At 69.6% G+C, this 16,431-nt stretch carries 18 protein-coding genes; 13 read left to right on the top strand and 5 right to left on the bottom strand.

The genetic code is table 11. The features are described from left to right. From VMV22_11465 to flhB, 11 genes are all read left to right on the top strand, one after another. The coding region (locus VMV22_11465; protein ID HUY22941.1) for a cell division protein FtsH at positions 1-913 on the top strand (913 nt) is incomplete at its 5' end. 210 nt (positions 914-1,123) lie between these two features. After that, the gene (locus VMV22_11460) at positions 1,124-2,890 is read left to right on the top strand and encodes a flagellar hook-length control protein FliK (protein ID HUY22940.1); all 1,767 of its coding nucleotides are present in this window, start codon (positions 1,124-1,126) and stop codon (positions 2,888-2,890) included. Positions 2,891-2,921: 31 nt separating this feature from the next. Further along, complete coding sequence (locus tag VMV22_11455; GenBank protein HUY22939.1) at positions 2,922-3,476, top strand: flagellar hook capping FlgD N-terminal domain-containing protein; 555 nt, start codon at positions 2,922-2,924, stop codon at positions 3,474-3,476. A 28-nt stretch (positions 3,477-3,504) separates the two neighbouring features. Continuing rightward, on the top strand, positions 3,505-4,803 hold the full coding sequence (locus tag VMV22_11450) for a flagellar hook-basal body complex protein (GenBank protein ID HUY22938.1): 1,299 nt from the start codon (positions 3,505-3,507) through the stop codon (positions 4,801-4,803). A 217-nt stretch (positions 4,804-5,020) separates the two neighbouring features. After that, positions 5,021-5,908, top strand: a complete 888-nt coding sequence (locus VMV22_11445; GenBank protein HUY22937.1) for a FliM/FliN family flagellar motor switch protein — start codon at positions 5,021-5,023, stop codon at positions 5,906-5,908. Positions 5,909-5,922: 14 nt separating this feature from the next. Beyond that, positions 5,923-6,288 (top strand): flagellar motor switch protein FliN, encoded by a 366-nt coding sequence (fliN, locus tag VMV22_11440; GenBank protein HUY22936.1) that lies wholly within the window; start codon positions 5,923-5,925, stop codon positions 6,286-6,288. Positions 6,289-6,292: 4 nt separating this feature from the next. Continuing rightward, positions 6,293-6,787 carry a flagellar biosynthetic protein FliO gene (locus VMV22_11435; GenBank protein ID HUY22935.1) on the top strand — a complete coding sequence of 165 codons (495 nt, stop codon included), beginning with the start codon at positions 6,293-6,295 and terminating at the stop codon, positions 6,785-6,787. Between the two features lie 93 nt (positions 6,788-6,880). After that, positions 6,881-7,576: a flagellar type III secretion system pore protein FliP gene (fliP, locus tag VMV22_11430; GenBank protein HUY22934.1), complete on the top strand. Its 696-nt coding sequence runs from the start codon at positions 6,881-6,883 to the stop codon at positions 7,574-7,576. A gap of 14 nt (positions 7,577-7,590) precedes the next feature. Beyond that, positions 7,591-7,845 (top strand): flagellar biosynthetic protein FliQ, encoded by a 255-nt coding sequence (locus VMV22_11425; protein HUY22933.1) that lies wholly within the window; start codon positions 7,591-7,593, stop codon positions 7,843-7,845. Positions 7,846-7,861: 16 nt separating this feature from the next. After that, on the top strand, positions 7,862-8,629 hold the full coding sequence (locus VMV22_11420; GenBank protein HUY22932.1) for a flagellar biosynthetic protein FliR: 768 nt from the start codon (positions 7,862-7,864) through the stop codon (positions 8,627-8,629). 3 nt (positions 8,630-8,632) lie between these two features. Then, positions 8,633-9,733 (top strand): flagellar biosynthesis protein FlhB, encoded by a 1,101-nt coding sequence (gene flhB, locus VMV22_11415; GenBank protein ID HUY22931.1) that lies wholly within the window; start codon positions 8,633-8,635, stop codon positions 9,731-9,733. A 40-nt stretch (positions 9,734-9,773) separates the two neighbouring features. Here flhB and VMV22_11410 read toward each other — a convergent pair whose 3' ends face one another. Further along, on the bottom strand, positions 9,774-10,574 hold the full coding sequence (locus tag VMV22_11410) for a hypothetical protein (protein HUY22930.1): 801 nt from the start codon (positions 10,572-10,574) through the stop codon (positions 9,774-9,776). Between the two features lie 122 nt (positions 10,575-10,696). Here VMV22_11410 and VMV22_11405 point away from each other — a divergent pair, with 122 nt between their 5' ends. Continuing rightward, positions 10,697-11,929: an EAL domain-containing protein gene (locus VMV22_11405; protein HUY22929.1), complete on the top strand. Its 1,233-nt coding sequence runs from the start codon at positions 10,697-10,699 to the stop codon at positions 11,927-11,929. Positions 11,930-11,943: 14 nt separating this feature from the next. On the opposite strand, the gene VMV22_11400 is transcribed toward VMV22_11405, so the two are convergent. Further along, positions 11,944-12,369 (bottom strand): hypothetical protein, encoded by a 426-nt coding sequence (locus tag VMV22_11400; GenBank protein ID HUY22928.1) that lies wholly within the window; start codon positions 12,367-12,369, stop codon positions 11,944-11,946. 321 nt (positions 12,370-12,690) lie between these two features. Between VMV22_11400 and VMV22_11395 the strand changes: the two genes are divergently transcribed. Further along, positions 12,691-13,023, top strand: coding sequence for a hypothetical protein (locus VMV22_11395; GenBank protein HUY22927.1), 333 nt, complete (start codon positions 12,691-12,693; stop codon positions 13,021-13,023). Positions 13,024-13,078: 55 nt separating this feature from the next. Here the strand turns inward: VMV22_11395 and VMV22_11390 are convergent, their stop codons facing one another. The 3 genes from VMV22_11390 to fliD are packed head-to-tail and all read right to left on the bottom strand — an operon-like array spanning position 13,079 to position 16,308. Beyond that, complete coding sequence (locus tag VMV22_11390; protein ID HUY22926.1) at positions 13,079-13,354, bottom strand: hypothetical protein; 276 nt, start codon at positions 13,352-13,354, stop codon at positions 13,079-13,081. A gap of 10 nt (positions 13,355-13,364) precedes the next feature. Continuing rightward, positions 13,365-13,751, bottom strand: a complete 387-nt coding sequence (locus VMV22_11385; GenBank protein ID HUY22925.1) for a flagellar export chaperone FliS — start codon at positions 13,749-13,751, stop codon at positions 13,365-13,367. Between the two features lie 19 nt (positions 13,752-13,770). Then, the gene (gene fliD, locus VMV22_11380; GenBank protein HUY22924.1) at positions 13,771-16,308 is read right to left on the bottom strand and encodes a flagellar filament capping protein FliD; all 2,538 of its coding nucleotides are present in this window, start codon (positions 16,306-16,308) and stop codon (positions 13,771-13,773) included. Positions 16,309-16,431: the final 123 nt, after the last annotated feature.

Raw genomic sequence — 16,431 nt, 5'->3', positions numbered from 1 at the left:
CGCCGCGACGAACCGCCTCGACGTGCTCGACTCCGCCCTGCTGCGACCCGGCCGCTTTGACCGCCGCGTCGCCGTCCAACCTCCGGATCGCAGCGGGCGCGCAGCGATCCTGCGGGTTCACACGCAGGGGATCCCGCTCGGTTCCGACGTCGATCTCGAAGCGATCGCCGCGAGCACGCCGGGAATGGTCGGCGCCGACCTCGCCAACCTCGCCAACGAGGCCGCGCTGCTCGCCGCCCGCCGCGGCCACGACCAGGTCCAGTTCGCCGACTTCACCGACTCGCTGGAGAAGATCATGCTCGGCGCGCCGCGGGGCATCCTCCTCTCCGCGGCCGATCGCGAGCGCACCGCCTACCACGAGTCCGGGCACGCGCTGGTCGGCATGCTCACCCCCGGCGCCGACCCGGTGCGCAAGGTCTCGATCATCCCGCGGGGCATGGCGCTCGGCGTGACCCTGTCCACCCCCGACACCGATCGGGTCTCCTATTCGCGCGAGGACCTGGCGGGCAAGATCGACGTCGCGCTCGGCGGGCGGGTCGCCGAGGAGATCGTCTACGGCACGATCACCACCGGCGCGGAGTCAGACATCCAGCAGCTCACCGCGATCGCCCGCCAGATGGTCGGGCGCTGGGGCATGAGCGAGGCGATCGGACCGCTGGCGGTGCTCCCGTCGGAGTCCGACGGGCTCCTGCTGCCCGGCGCCAGCGAGACCTCCCAGGCGACCCAGCAGCTCGTCGATGACGAGGTGCGCCGGATCGTCGAGGATGCGCACCGGCACGTGACGGCGCTCCTGACCGAGCATCGCGACCAGCTCGAATCGTTGGCGCGCGCGCTCCTGGCCGCCGAGACACTCGACGCGGTCGACGCCTACGCCGCGGCCGCGCTGCCGACCACGGCGCAGAGCCCGGCGTAGCGCACCTCGGGGCGCTCGCGCGCCCCCCACGCGGCCAGTTGCCGTCCAGTCCACGGTGACCGCGTCCAGGCTCGAATGGACGCTTGGCGGGGAGATCGCCGGCGGGCCGCAACGTTCGTCCACATCGCACCCCAGCGCGCAGGGAGCCGGGACTCGGGCCGATGCAGAGGTCACAGCAAACGCCTCTCACAGGCAGTCAAGGAGACTCTCGTGCTCGCCCGAATCCCCGGCCCGCGGCAGCGCGAATCGTCAACTCCGACGTTTCGCGCCGTCTGTACCAACGTCCTCGCCCTGCTCGCGCTCGCCGCGCTGCCCGCCGTCGCCGCCGCGGCCCCGACCTCCGCTCATCACGCGGCCCGTGCCACAGCGGCGCGCCATGGCGTCGTCCATGCGCTCCGCTGCAGCACGCTGCACAACCGTCAGCGCAGCACCGTCTGCCGCGCGCGGCGCCTGCGCCACGCGCAGACCTCGCAGGCCATCCTGCCGCCGACCGTCACGCTGACCGGCGGCCCCGCCGCCGGTAGCTCCGCCGCGACCTCGGTCGCGACCTTCAGCTTCACGGTCAACCGCACCGCGCCCGCGATCTACTGCGCGCTCGACGGCGGCTCGGTCATCCGCTGCTCCTCGCCCATCAAGTACAGCGGTCTCGGCAACGGCACGCACACCTTCGCCGTGCACGCCGTCGCCTTCGGCGTGCGCGGCCAGACGGTCAGCGTGCCGTGGACGGTCAACGTGCCGGGCAACGGCGCCCTGCCGCCCTCGACCCCCAATGGCTTCGCGGCCGTGGCGGGCGATGCGCAGGTGTCGCTGTCCTGGGGCGCCTCGAGCGGTGGCGCGCCGATCTCCGGCTACCGCCTCTATCGCAACGGCGCGCTCGTCACGACGACCAGCGCCACGAGCTTCACGGACACCGGCCTGGCCGACGGCGTGACCTACAGCTACGTCGTGCAGGCCGTCGATAGCACCGGCGCCGTGTCAGCGTCCTCGGCGGTCGCCACCGCGACGCCGCAGGCATCGGTCGTGACGCCGGCGCCGACCCCGACCCCGACCCCGACCCCGACGCCGACCCCGAGCTCGACCCCGACCCCGACCTCGACGGCGCCGAGCCCCGGCGCGGCGACGGTCCCGGTGACGACGGCCCCGGGCGCGACATCGAGTCCTGCGACGACGGCGGCTGCGGACCACCCCCCCGGTCCCGGCACGACCGCCACCCCCCCGAGCCCTTCCGGCGCGCACTCCCCCCCGGCGCCGGGCACGGGAACCGACGGCGCCCAACCGGCCCAGGCCGACGGCACGTCCGGCTCCCGTGCGGGCTCGGGGTCGTCGCACCCGTCGTCCGCCGATCGCGGTGATGCGTCGGCCAGGGACACGGCGACGCGCGCTGCGGTCGGAGCGTCATTCTCCGGTGCCGACGGGACGGGCGACACCGGTGGCACCGGCGGTTCGGCGCCCCCAGGACAGCCCGGCGTATCAGCCGTGACTGTTGCGGCGGGGGGGACCCCGGCACCTGGTCCGAGCACATTCGCGCCCGGCGCCACCCCGGCGAACGGCGGTGCGCCCGCACCCCAGCCGCCGACGCCCGTGCAGCAGGTGGTCACGGTGCTCGCACCCCTGCGCTCATCCGCGGACGGCACCCACGAGGTCACCATCGGGCTCCAACCCGAAGGTCTCGGCACGGTCAAGGCGACGATCACCGTCAGCTCCCAGGAGATCGTGGTGCGGCTCGGCACCGACAACGCCGAGACGCGCGACGCCCTGCGTCAGGCACTCCCACTCCTGAAGCACGAGCTCGGCGGAGATGGCTCGTCGGCCACCGTCCTGCTCTCCGACGGTGACCGGCAGGGACGGCGGGCTCTCCCCGGGGACGCGGCCCGCACCGCGTCGGGCCCCGGCACACACGACGGCGCCGACGATCCGACCGCCGCCCCGATCGCCCCACCGGTACTCGGAGCCGGACACGTGGATCTTCACCTATGAGGACTGCAACCCGGAGAAACGGAGCGAGACGATGACCATGATGCCCCCCATTTCGGGATCCACCGGCGCGCCCAACGCCGGCACCGCGACAGCCGGCGCGTCCGGATCGAGCGGCCTGAACCAGTTGGACAATTCCCAGACGTTCCTCGAGTTGCTCGTGGCGCAGCTGAAGAACCAGAACCCCACGAACCCCGCTGACCCGACGCAGTTCATGACCGAGATCGCCCAGCTCACGGCGGTGCAGTCGCAGACGTCGTTGTCGGCCGAGGAGCAGACGGTCGCGGCCGATTCCATGATCGGCCTCACCGTCACCGGCTCAGGGGCGGGCGGCGCACCACTCACCGGTCAGGTCACCGGTGTGTTGCTGAGCTCGTCGGGAGCCCCGACGCTCGAGGTGCAGAACGGGAACGGGCCGTCGGAGAATCTGGCGCTCACCGCTGTGACCTCGGTCACCGAACCCGCCAAGTCCACCTCGCCCGGCCAGCCCGGTTCGCCCGGCCAGCCCGGTTCGCCCGGCCAGCCCGGTTCGCCCAGCCAGCCCGGTTCGCCCGGCCAGCCCGGTTCGCCCGGCCAGCCCACGTTGTAGTCATCAATTCACGAGAAAGGACAGACCAATGGAGCAGTCACTCATCGCCGCCGTGTCGGGAATCGAGGCGAACCAGACCTATCTCAACGTCATCGGCAACAACATCGCCAACTCCGACACGACCGGCTACAAGGCCGAGAACCCGGTCTTCACCGACCTCCTGGCCGAGCAGATCGCCGGCGCTTCGGCTCCCACGGCCGGGCAGAGCGCCGGTGTCGACCCCATCGCGGTCGGTGCCGGCGTCCGGGTCGGGGCAGTCACCAACGACCAGTCCCAGGGCGCCATCCAGCAGACGAACCAGCCCACCGATGTGGCTATCCAGGGTGCCGGGTTCCTGATCGCCGCGCAGCAGGGCCAGCAGTACTACACGCGCGCAGGCAACCTCACCCTCGATGCCAACGGTGACCTGGCAACGCCCACGGGCGCGCTGATCCAGGGCTGGCAGGCAAATGGTCAGGGCGTCATCGACACCAACGCCCCGACCGGAACCGTGAAGATCCCGAGCGGCCAGGTGATGAGCGCGCAGGCGACCACCAGCTTCACCATGGGCGGCAACCTGCCGGCCTGGAGCGGAAACGGCACACCGCCAACGGTCACCACCACGCTGAACGGCTTCGATTCGCTCGGCAACACCGTGCCGGTCACCCTGACCTTCAGCGCGGTCGCCAACACGGCGAACGAGTGGACGGTACAGGGCACCGTGCCGAACGGTGCCGGGACCTCCACCTTGTGGACAACGGCGCCGACGATCACCTTCAGCCCCACGACGGGCGAGATCGCCGGCATCAGCGGCGTCTCGGCCAACTCGGACGGGTCATTCACCCTGCCGGTCACGACGATGCCCCCCGGCTTCACCTTCCCGGCCGGGGACACGTGGACCGTCGGCTTCCCGACTCCCGGCTCCAGCACCGCGGTGACGCAGTTCGGTGGTGAGCAGACGGCGCAGCTGGTCTCGCAGAACGGTAATGCGGCGGGCACCCTGGGGAGCTTCACGATCGGCGGCGACGGCATCATCAGGGGTGCTTTCTCGAACGGGCTCACCGAGCCGATCGCCCAGCTCGCACTGGCGACGTTCTCCAACCCCACCGGTCTCATCGACAACGGGAATCTGAACTACTCGGCGTCGGCGAACTCGGGTCCACCGGCGATCGGCACGTCCGGAACGGGTGGCCGCGGCACGTTCCTCGGTGGTGCGCTCGAGGGGTCGAACGTCGACCTCGCCACCGAATTGACGGACATGATCCAGGCGCAGGAGGCCTACCAGGCCGACACCAAGGTCGTGAGCACGACCTCGGCGGCGCTGCAGGCCTTGGTGCAGATGCAGTAGTGACTCCGCCCCTGCCGGCACATCGATGCTGCCGGCAGGGGCTGATTCACACGGATCGTGGTCGGCGTTCGGCGGTCCGACCTCGCACAGTGGAGTTCAGCACTTTGAGCAGGCCAATCACTCAAGCCGGCCAAAGGCTCCGTCGATGACCTAGTCGCTGCCAGGACGGCGCGCAGACCTTCGGCCACGGATCGGCCCGAGACCCCTGGTGGCACTGGTGACGCTGACGGATACCGAACGACAGGTCCACCCGTACGACTTCCAGCGCCGAGATGCGCTCGAGCGGGCTCGCCTGCGACTTCTCCAGCCGATCCTCGAGGTCCTGACCCATCGCATGGCGGGATCGCTGACCAGCTCGCTGCAGACGCCCGTGAAGGTCGAGATCGGCGAGCTCGAGCAGCAGCGCTGGGACGAGTACGTGAGCAGTCTCCCGGAGCCGACGTTCCTCACGGGTGCCTCGGTCGTCCCGACCGGTGGTCGCATCGTCCTCCATCTGCCCCTTGCCTTGTCCATGGCCCTCGTGGAGATCCGCCTCGGAGGGTCCGGTACCGGCGCGACGCCCGAACGGTCCCTCACCGAGATCGAACAGCGTCTCGTGACCCAGATCGCCCACGGCGTCCTGGCGGAACTGCCCCGTGCGTTCGCGCCCGCCATGGAGATCAGCATCGGGGCGATCTCATCGGTGTCGAGCGGCATGTTCCTCCCCGGGTCCACCCCCAGTGAGATGTGCCTGCTGGTGGGCCTCAACGTCGAGCTCAACGAGGTGGTCTCGCAGGCCGCCAGCATCTGCGTCCCGCTGGTCGTCCTGCTGCCGATCCTCGATGCGATCGAGCGATTCGACAAGGTCGAGGTCGCCGAAGAGGTCGGGACCGCCCCTCGGCGCCTGCGCGACCGGCTCCTCGACACGAATCTGGAAGTGCGTGTGCACTGGCCCGAAGTGTGGTTGTCGCCGGAGGAGCTGTTGAGCCTCGTCCCTGGTGACGTGGTCCGGTTGCACCGCGCCCGGTCCATGCCCATCGTGCTCAGCGTCGGGGACGCCCGCTACTGCGAGGCGGTCCCGACGAGCCGGGGCAATGCCGTTGCCTGCATGGTCGTCGAGCCCTAGGAACTGGAGGAAACATGAGCGACGAGAACACCAACGTCAGCGTGGTCGCCGAAGCGGTCGTCGAGGCCGACATCCCCGAGCCGGGTACCGTCGAATCGGCGACCCCTGCCGGGCCCGGCGTGATGCGGCCCCTGGAGACCCTCAGCAACGTCGAACTGGCCGTGACCGTCGAGCTGGGTCGCACCCGGCTGCTGATGAAGGAGCTCCTGAGCCTTCGTCCCGGGAGCGTGGTGGAGTTGGATCGTCACGTCGGGTCTCCCGTCGACATCTTCGTCAACAGCACACTGTTGGCCCACGGCGAGGTCGTCGTCGTCGACGAAGAGCTCGGCGTGCGGATCACCGCGATCGCCGGTGGCGACGACGGATCGCGCGGAGCCTGACGGCATGCGCTACTCCGCAGAGGTGTGGGCGGCCACACATCACGCGTCGGTCACCACCGGCCATGGCACGACGACGGCCCAGAGCGTCTCGGCATCGTCGCTGCTGGTGCAGATGGTCATCGGACTGGTCGTCATCATCGCGTTGATCAAGGTGGCGTCCCGACTCGTGCAGGGGAAAGGCGGGCGGGCGCTCGGTGCCGGCCGGCGCCACGGTGCTGTCGCCGTCGTCGGCCGCCAGAGTCTCGGCAAGGGTGTCCAGGTGGCGTTGGTGACGGCCGAGAAGCGCACGTTCCTCCTGGGCGTGACGCAGCGCCAGGTCACCCTCCTCGGACAGCTCGACGCCGGCGGGACTGCGACCACCGGGTCGCAGGACCTCGCTGTCGGAGACCTGCAGCTCCTCCCCGGCGGGGAGGGGTCGGCCTCCCCCGACGACAGCCAGGGCCCCGTGTGGAAGTCGGCAATCGAGCAGATGCGCGCCAAGACCGTGCGCCGGGCGTAGTCAGCCCCGTCATCGTACGCCGCGCCAGGTGACCGTCATGGACCAGCCGACAGATTCGACACGGGCCCGCGGGGGCACGCGTGTCACCTCGCGGTGGGAAGCACGATGATGTCGCTCCTGGCGGCGGGCTCGTCGATCAACATCAACCTCGGCAACAGCTTGCACAAGCCGTCGTCGAGCATCATGATCATCATCGGCCTCACGCTGCTCGCCGTGGCGCCGTCGCTGTTGATCCTGCTGACCGGCTTCACCCGGATCGTGATCGTGTTCGGGTTGACCCGCCAGGCACTCGGCCTGCAGTCGATCCCACCCAACCAGGTCATCGCCGGCCTGGCCCTCATCTTCAGCCTGTTCATCATGGCCCCGACCCTGAACCAGATGAACCACGACGCGCTGCAGCCGTACCTTCACGGTCAGAAGACCGTCACGCAGGCCTACGACGCCGCCCAGGGGCCGCTCAAGACGTGGATGCTCAAGCAGACCGGGGCCGAGGAGCTCGCCCTCACCACCGCAGTCGACAAGGAGCACCCAACCAAACCGCAGGACGCGTCCATCGGGGCGATCATCCCGGCGTTCTTGCTGTCCGAGCTGAAGAGTGGCTTCATCATCGGGTTCGTGATCTTCATACCGTTCCTGATCATCGACCTTGTGGTCTCCTCGACCCTGATGTCGATGGGTGTGGTCATGCTTCCACCTACCCTCGTGTCTCTCCCGTTCAAGCTGCTCCTGTTCGTCATGGTGGACGGCTGGGTCCTGATCACCCATTCCCTGGTCGCGAGCTTCCAATGAACGAAGCACGGCTGATGGACATCGCCGCCGGCGCGATGACGATGACGGCGGAGCTGGCGCTGCCCATCCTGCTCACAAGCCTCGTCATCGGTCTGGTCGTCTCGTTGTTCCAGTCCGTGACCCAGATCCAGGAAGTCACGCTCACGTTCGTTCCCAAGCTGGCGGGCATCGCACTCGTCCTGCTGATCGCCGGCCACTGGATGCTGGGGCAGTTCACCGCGTACGTCCAACAGCTGTTCGGCCAGGTTTCCAGCCTGCTCGGCAATTGAGTGGCGAGGGTGCCTCGTGAACCTGAACGTGGACCCGATATGGCTGCTGGCCTTCTTCCTGGCGTTCATCCGGGCGCTCGCCTGGCTCGTCGTCGTCCCCCCGTTCTCGAACCTCCAGGTGGTCCCGCGGATGGCCCTCGTCGGCATCGCCGGCGGGCTCGGGCTCCTGGCCGCCCCCCAGGTGGCGCACACTCATCTCCCCTCCGACACGGCGGGGCTCATCGGGGCGATCGTCCTGCAGATCTTCACCGGCGCGGCGTTGGGACTCGCCGTGCGGGTCCTGCTGTCGGCGGTCTCCGCCGCCGGTGGCCTGGTGGACCAGTTCGGGGGGGTGAACCCGCCACCCTCGTTGGACCCGCTCTCGGAGAACCAGACCCCGATCATCGGGCAGTTCTACGAGCAGGTCGCCATGGTGCTGCTGTTCGTGTCCAACGGTGAATTGCTCCTCGTCCGTGGCTTCGAGACCTCGTTCGACGCCGCCGGCCTGACCCTGTCGTCGTCGGCCACCGCCTCGAACGTGCTGACCGCCGACCTGGCGACGTTCTTCACCGCTACCCTCGAGATCGCCGCGCCACTCATCGTCGTGCTGTTCGCCACGCAGGTAAGCCTGGCCATGCTGGCGAAGGCCGCCCCCCAGATGAACGTGTGGATCCTCGGCTTCCCTATCCAGGCCCTGATGTCCTTCCTCTTCGTGGCCATCGGCATCAAGGTCCTCCCTGGCTACCTCGGCAACCTGGTCTCGCGCGCGCTGCAGGACGCCGGCGCCCTCCTCGGGGGGAGGTGACCGATGGGAAAGCACGACGACAAGACGGAGAAGCCAACTGCGAAGCGGAAGCGCAAAGCGAGGAAGAAGGGCCAGGTCGCGACGTCGCGGGAGGTGTCGAGCTGGGTCGTCGCCCTCGCCGCCACCATGCTCATCCCCATGCTCTTTCGCTCCGGAGAGTCCAAGATGACCGCGCTGTTCGCCCGTGTCGCCGACGTCACGTCGTCGCCGAGTCCCCAGGGGGCCCTGCAGGTCCTGCAGTTCGGGCTCGGTGATGTGCTGGCGCTGGTCCTGCCGGTCGCCGGGTGCATTGCCGTCATCGGGGTCCTCGTGGACGTGGCGCAGACCGGCGGGCTCTTCTCGCTCTCGGCCGCGGCGCCGAAATTCGACCGGATCAACCCGATCGCAGGGCTCAAGCGGCTGTTCTCCGCCCAGTCGCTGTGGCAGCTGGCGAAGCAGGCGCTGAAGATCGCCGTGCTCGTCCTCATCGCCTACAAGGTCCTGTTCGGGCTGGGGAGCAAGCTCGTCGGCGCGCAGCCGGTCGACATGACCCCGGTGGTGAGGTACGCCGGGTCCACCATGTTGGGCCTGGTCCGTGACGTGGCGATCATCGGCCTGCTCCTCGCCCTGGTCGACTACGGGATCCAGCGCCGCCGGCACAACAAGAGCCTCAAGATGTCCAAGCGCGAGGTCAAAGAGGAGGGCCGCCAGTCCGAGGGTGACCCGCTGGTGAAGCGCGAGGTCCGGCGCAAGCAGCTGCGCCTCAGTCGATCCCGCATGATGGCCGCCGTCGCGGGTGCCGATGTCGTCATCACCAACCCCACCCACTTCGCCGTCGCCCTGCGCTACGAGGCGGGTCGGGGCCATTCGCCCCAGGTGGTCGCCAAGGGCGCCGACGAGGTGGCGCTCAGGATACGAGCCGAGGCCACGAAGCACGGTGTCCCGATCGTGGAGGACCGACCGCTCGCCCGGGCGATCTTCGCGGCCTGCGAGATCGATGACTTCGTGCCGCAGGAATTCTACGTTGCCGTCGCCCGTGTCCTCGCCTTCGTGTTCACCCTTCCGGCAGTGGTGAAGTCGTCGGGCAAGGTGCACCAGCGGGAGACCAGTGCCCTCGTCGCGTAGGGCGCTGTGGCCGCATCCGTCGTCGCCCCGCCGCCGAGTGCTACGTGAGACCTTCTCCTGCCTGCACCTGGCGGGCTGTCGGTGGAATCAGCGAGAGCTGGTCGACGGCTGCGGCGAGCTGGTCGGAGACCACTGCTTTGCGGGCTTCGATCGTCGGGGACTCCAGTTCCGCCAGCGCGGAGCCGGTCGCGATCCGGAGCGCCGCGAGCTGCTCGGTGAAGGTGTCCAGCACGTCGCGGTCACCGGGATGGCCGACGGCGTCGGCGGCATGCCACAGTGCCGAATGGAGCGCGGTGCGCAGCGCCGGTGGCGAAACGAACGGCTGGCCGATCCTGTCGACGCTCTGCAGCGTCCCCAAGATGGCGTCGAGCTCGCCCCGCCATTCGTCGACGCCGATCGTCGTGGCCCACCGGCCTCGCAGCGCCCGCCACCCGGCACCGGCACCGACTCCCCCGACGAGCAATCCGTACAGGGGCGCCAGGTATGTCACGGGATCGAAGGGCTGGGCCGCGATCGTGCCGGTGACCGCACCCAGTCCGACGAAGACGAGCGCCTTCAGGCTCACCGGGCGGTTGCCCGGAAGCACCGTCACCAGTCGACTGGTGCCGAGCCGCGCCAGGAGCCGGCGGGGCCGCGACAGGCCGGGCTCGAAGACCACCAGTGCCACCGGCATGGGATCGAGGGCGGGTCGCTGCGGCGTGAACGGCACCGAGCCTCGTGCCGGTGGCATCGGGCCGAACAGGGGCAGGACCGCCGTGGCGGGCAGTCCGAACCGCCTGCGGTACTGCTCCTGGCGCGCCCGTTGGCGGCGCCGGCTCGTGTTGCGTGGCTTCGCGGTCATCGACGGCACGACCACCGACTCGTAGGGACGGGCACACCGGTGCATGGGTGCCGACGTGCTCCGCGCACCACCATATCGTCGGTCGTCCCCGCTACTGTGACACCGATCGTGAGGGGTGACCGTTGACAGCTGTCATCGAAACGCTGGTGGGCCGCCAGCCGATCTTCGACCGGGACCTGGCGGTCAAGGGCTACGAGCTGCTGTTTCGGAGCGTGGACCCGCCGAGCGTCGCGCTCGACGGTCCCTTTGGGGGGCACCCGACACCCGAGGACCTTCTCGGCACGGCCGAGGGCGGCATCGGCGCACTGGTCGGGACGAAGAAGGCCTTCTGCAACGCCAGTCCCGGCATCGTCAGCGGGGAGACGCAGATCCGGGTTCCGCCTGACCAGGTCGTCGTCGAGATCCGCCAGCCCATCGTGAGCGACGGATCGGCCCTGGCGGGGTGTCGGCGGCTGCTCGACAGCGGCTACTCGTTGGCTCTCGACGACTTCCAGTGGACCGACGGCGTCGACGATCTCCTCGCACTGGCATCGACGGTCAAGATCGACGTGGAGGCCGTCGCCCCCGATCGCCTGCCCGAGCTCGTCGAGCGCTGCCGCGCCTGCCATGTCGAGGTGATCGCCCAGAAGGTGGACACCTTCGAGGAGCTCGGACGGTGCGCGTCGCTCGGATTCGACTACTTCCAGGGTTACGTCCTGTCGCGGCCGCATGTGTCGCCGGGGCGGCCCCTTCCCCCCGGGCGACTGGCCGGACTGCGGATGTCTGCCAGGCTCCTCGACGCCGAATGCCCCGTCTCCGAGATCGAGGAGATCGTGCGGAGCGACCCGGCCATGACGCACCAGTTGCTCCAGCTGGCGGGCATCGGGGCCCCCGGGGGGATGAAGCGCACCGTGAGCACGGTCCGCCAGGCCCTCGTGCTGGTCGGGTGGCGTCGCCTGCAGAGTTGGGTGGCGCTGCTGCTGTTGACCGACGACGGCAGCGCCTCCGAAGAGGGAATCGCTGCCGTGTTGATGCGGGCCCGGATGAGCGAGTTGCTCGCGCCCAGCGCCGGTTGCCAGGCCGACGCCGGGTACACCGCCGGGCTGCTGTCCACGCTCGACGTCGTCCTGGGAATGCCGATCGTCAAGATCCTCGACGCGCTGCCGCTCGATGCGGACATCCGGGACGGCATCCTGAACGGGGATGGTCCGCTGGGCCGCCTCGTCGCCGACGTCACCGACTACCAGCTCGGGCGACCCGAGCGCGCCTCGAGGTGCGCCATGCCCGAGGATGCCGTGCGGACCGCCGCGGTCGAGGCGCTCACCTGGACCGTGGGCATGACGTCGGCCCTCGAGAGCGCGCAGGCCTTCGACTGAGGAGGCGATCGGCCTCAACCGGGGCGCAGCGGGCTCGTGGAACGGCGGTGGTTGCGTATCTCGGCATGGACCTTGGCGGCGCTCTGGGCGAGCGCCACGTAGGGCGAGTAGGGGGGCTGGCCCGCGGTCACCATGTCCAGATCGGACGCGTACGTCGTGATGTCGTCGTCATCGTCCGGGACGTCCTCGGCGATCCAGAGGCTCTGGAGGGACCCGGTGACGACCTCCAACGCGCCCCGTTCGTCGAGCGCGTCGATCAGGACCCTGGCCTGGTCCTCGAACAGGACCCTCCGGGGGGAGAGCTGCCCCTCGAGTCGGGTGCGTGCGCACAGCCACGTCAGGTGTGCCTCGAGGATGGTGAGCGACGTCGATTGCAGCACGTCCTTGACCGACGTGGGTGCGGCCCCCGCACCGGCGCCGGGGCCCGGGTGTCCGTCCACCAGGTCGGATCGTCGCTCGCCTCGGCTGTCCATCGGTCCGGCTCTCCATGGTCGTCGTTCGGGATCCCGCCGACACCTGTCTGGGCCTGGTGTCGGGTACACCGACGTCAGCGATGCTGTCATCGCACGCCAGAGTTCATCGGCCGTTCGACGGCGACTCTGGAGTGGTGCCCACCCGCAGGGCCCGCACGGATCCCCACCCACCGGTGGCCGGTCCGTCACAACGGGATCCCAACACGCCTCGACAGGTGGATCTTTAGCGTCCCGGGTGTGAAAACCTGGATTGATCAGGTCGAAAGACGGATCCACAAGGGGAACCCGATGGGACAACCGGACGTTCAGACGGCTGCCAAACTGCTCGCCAAGGCGCAGAGCACGACCTCACCGCCGGAGGCGATCGCGCTGGTCGAGCGGTCCTACGGGCTCCTCGCCCGGGTCATCACCGCCTACGACCAGGCGAACGACTGCGGGCCGCGCCGCCGGGAGCGACGCCTCTTGCCGGACCGCCGCCGGCGCGACCGTGCGACCGCTGCCGGTGGAGCCCGTGACAACCGGGACATGCCGTGCCGGGCGGCCGAGTCCGTCGACCGGTACCGCCGAGCCGCGGCAGACGGCGGCTACTCGTTTCACCGCGACGTCGACATGGTCCTGTAGCACCCACGTCGATCGCCGCCTGCCGTGACCGGCCCGGGGCGACGCGCCGGGGACCTCAGATCCGGGTGTCGACGTAGGCAGCAGGCTCCCTGGTGGTGGCCCGCCCCCGGCGCAGCGCGTCGGCGATCCGGTCGCGGGCCTCCTCCACGTCGGCCTGCATGGCCTCGGTCGCTCGGAGCGCGCGCTGCGCCCGCAAGCGCAGCTGCACAGGCAGGGGCCCGAGATCCTCGGGCAGCGTGAACGGTGTCGTCGCCGGCTCCCCGGTGCGCAGTCCCCGCTTCACGTCGGTCAATCGACGCTCGATGTCGTCGAGCACCTCGGACCATCCCACCGGCGGGCTCCTAGTTGTCGGCCGAGACGGTCTCGGCCGCGATCCGCCATGCGTCACCGATGCGGCCGATGAGCGTGGCCGCTGCCGCGGCCCGGGCCCGGTCCTTGTCGAGATTGGCCCCCAGGAGCTCGGCCAGGAAGTAGTTGTGCAGAGCGATCAGCTGCGGGGCACCCTCCCAGAGCTCGGGCTTGATCGTGTCGCGCAACGTGAGGATGATTGTCTGGGCATGCACGAGGTTGTCGTTGATGGCCTTCAAGTCGTCGGCTTCGAAGGCGGCATCGGCCCGGAACAGGTCGAGCTCCAAGGCGTCGTACAACATGGTGAGCCGGACCGCGGGCGCGGCGGTCTCGATGGCGTCTGCGAGGTAGCGGTCCCGCAGCTTGGCGGTATCGGACATGGTCACGACGCCCCCTGCTCTAGGCCAGCCCGTTGGCTGAGATCTGGGACAACTCCGCGGCCAGGGCCGAGCTTTGGTTCTTCAAAGTCCCGAGCGTCTGCTCCAAGGTGGCGTACTTGTTGAGAAGCATGTGCTGCTGCTGGTTGACGATGGCGGCGTAGAAGGCGATCTGACTGTTCAGCCCGCTGGACTGGTTCTGCAGGTTCTTGACCGTCTGCGTGATCGCACCCTGCGTCGGATCGGACATGGCGCTGCCCAGGGAGCTGAGCGCCTGGGCGATGCCCGGTTGGTAGTTGATCGATCCCAGGTCCGTGAGGGTCGACACGTTCGACGCCGTCACCTGGACCGACAGCCCCGCCAACGTGGGATCCGAGCTCGGGGCGGTCAGGAACTGCCCTCGACCGGTGGCGGTGACGCCGTTGATGGTGCCCGCCACGTCGACGCCGGCGAAGCTTCCCGCCAGGCCCGTCGTCCCCGACCCGGAACCGGTCGACGACACGCTGAAGGCGGCCTGGCTGCCGTAGTCGTCCGAGGTCAGCTGGAGCTGCTGGCCGCCGTTGACGACCTGGGCGGACAGTGAGATCCCCGCCGAGGCGAAGGCGGAGTTCAGCCCGGCGGCGACGGCGACGAGAGACTCGCCGGCCGTGGTGCTGTACTGCGCCGAGCTGGTGCCCATCGACACCGTGAGCTGCTCGGCGGACGACACGGACCCCGACGCCAGTACGGCACCGGTGGCGGTGGCCTGGGCCGCCGATTGGCTGATCTGGACGTCGTAGGCACCCGGCCGGGTGCCGTCACCGGCGAACGAGAGCGAGACCTCTCCGGTGTAGGTCGGCGACGCCGGGGTGAACGTGCCGTCCTGGGTGAAGACGGCTGCGACCTGTGCGGGATTGGCGGCATAGGCGTTCGCGAAGGCCGACTGGTCGAACTGGACCTGCCCGTTGTTCAGGGTGACGCCGATGTTCTTGGCATTGCCGAAGGAGGATGACCCGCTGATGGAGGCGAAGATCGACTGGATCTCGTTGGTCACGCTCTCGAGCACCGCCGACCCCATCAAGGGGCCCGCGGTCTTGGTCTGGGCGTTGTAGCCGGCGTTCGTCTGGATGTCGGACAGCACGGTGTTGGCGTCGCTGACGAGGTTCTGCACGGCCGTCGATGCCGCCGAGGCGTCCGGGGCGACCGTCACGGTCACCGGAGACGCCGACGCGGTGAGGAGATTCACCGTGAGGCCGGGAAGCAGGCCGGTCACGGTGTTGGTCTGGGACTGGAACGCGTAGCCGCCGGTACCGCCCACGAGGATCTCGGCGTTCTTCCCCGCCGACGCCACGCTCAGGGTGCCGAGCGATGACGATGCGAAGGCGTTCGTGTCCAAGGACAATGCCGACGCCGTCCCGGTCGTGGACGAGGACAGTTGCAGGAGGTACTGGTTGGTGCCCGTCTGGACGGCGGAGGCCGTGACCCCGACGCCGGCGGCGTTGATGTTCGTCACGATGTCGGCCAGGGAGCCGTTGCCCGTGGAGACGTTGGTGGCGGTGATCGACCCGACGGCGAGCAGGGAGCTGTTCACCTGGCTCTGCGCGGATCCCGCCACGATCGTGCCCGTGACCTGGGCACCGTTGGCGCCGTTGAGGGTCACGGCGCCACCGGGGGTCACGGTGCTCAGCACGTTGGCGGTGCCGTCGACACTGACCACGCCGTCGACGCCGACGGCGGCGCTGCCCATGGCCGACAGGCCGAGGGTGGCGAGGGCGGTGCCCCCGGTCACCTGCAGGCTCTGGCTGGAGCCCTGGTCCACGGTGGAGAGGATCAGGTGCCCGCTGGAGTCGTAGCCGGCCTGCAGGACGCCGGACGCGCCCGCCGCGGTGATGGCGCTCTGCAGGGCGCCGAGCAGCCCGCTGCCGCTGTAGCCGCCGGTGGGGTTGGGGGCGATCGTGAGGTTGTACGCCGTGCCGTCGACCGTGACGGCCAGCGTGTCGTTGGACCCGGTGGTGACGGCGATGCCTGCGGACTGCGAGCCGAGGGAGACGGTGCCGGTGGCCGACGCCGCCTGGGACGACTGCGTGACGTCCACGGTGTGCGATCCGAGCGTGAGCCCCGCGCCGGCCACCAGGCTGGCGAACCCGAGCCCACCTCCCTGGGCCACCAGCAACGACGGCTGGGTGTCCACGATCTGCGTCGTCGAGGCGACCGTGCCGGTGGAGACGACGGAGCTGGCGCTCGCCAATTGCTGGACGACGAACTGCAGCGAGCCGGTCGGCGTCCCCGGCGTGGCTGTCGCCGTGGCGATGCCCGTGTCGGAGGAGGTCGCCTGGCGGGCGTTCCAGCCGGCGGCGGTGGACAAGTTCCTCGCCTGGGTCTGCAGTGCCATGAGGTCGCTGTTGATCTGCTGGTACTCCGCGACGTTGGTGTTGAGGGTCGTCTGCTGGCCCTGGAGGTCCTGCTCGGGCTGCTGGAACGGCTGGAGCTCGGCCTGGATGATCTGCTGGGTGTTGAGCCCCGACACCAGGCCGAAGGAGACGACGGGGGGCACGCTGCTCGAGGTGGGCACAACCGTCATGCGCCGTCACCCCCTTTCGCGCTTGTGCGCCGGCGCACCACCGGCTCGACCGACCTAGTCTTCGGCCGGATCGGGAATTGTCTTGAGCGGTCGGCGATGCCCCGCCAGGCGCGACGACGCCAC

This window comes from Acidimicrobiales bacterium (assembly GCA_035531755.1).
In the GTDB taxonomy this organism is placed as follows: domain Bacteria; phylum Actinomycetota; class Acidimicrobiia; order Acidimicrobiales; family UBA8190; genus DATKSK01.
Note: the sequence above shows the minus strand (reverse complement) of the source record. Positions and strands in the feature narration are given on the sequence as shown.

Coding starts and splice junctions, on each gene's coding strand:
- VMV22_11455 (HUY22939.1), top strand. CDS start 2,922: ATGACCATGATGCCCCCCATTTCGGGATCCACCGGCGCGCCCAACGCC.
- VMV22_11450 (HUY22938.1), top strand. CDS start 3,505: ATGGAGCAGTCACTCATCGCCGCCGTGTCGGGAATCGAGGCGAACCAG.
- fliN (HUY22936.1), top strand. CDS start 5,923: ATGAGCGACGAGAACACCAACGTCAGCGTGGTCGCCGAAGCGGTCGTC.
- VMV22_11435 (HUY22935.1), top strand. CDS start 6,293: ATGCGCTACTCCGCAGAGGTGTGGGCGGCCACACATCACGCGTCGGTC.
- VMV22_11425 (HUY22933.1), top strand. CDS start 7,591: ATGGACATCGCCGCCGGCGCGATGACGATGACGGCGGAGCTGGCGCTG.
- flhB (HUY22931.1), top strand. CDS start 8,633: ATGGGAAAGCACGACGACAAGACGGAGAAGCCAACTGCGAAGCGGAAG.
- VMV22_11410 (HUY22930.1), bottom strand. CDS start 10,574: ATGACCGCGAAGCCACGCAACACGAGCCGGCGCCGCCAACGGGCGCGC.
- VMV22_11395 (HUY22927.1), top strand. CDS start 12,691: ATGGGACAACCGGACGTTCAGACGGCTGCCAAACTGCTCGCCAAGGCG.
- VMV22_11385 (HUY22925.1), bottom strand. CDS start 13,751: ATGTCCGATACCGCCAAGCTGCGGGACCGCTACCTCGCAGACGCCATC.
- fliD (HUY22924.1), bottom strand. CDS start 16,308: ATGACGGTTGTGCCCACCTCGAGCAGCGTGCCCCCCGTCGTCTCCTTC.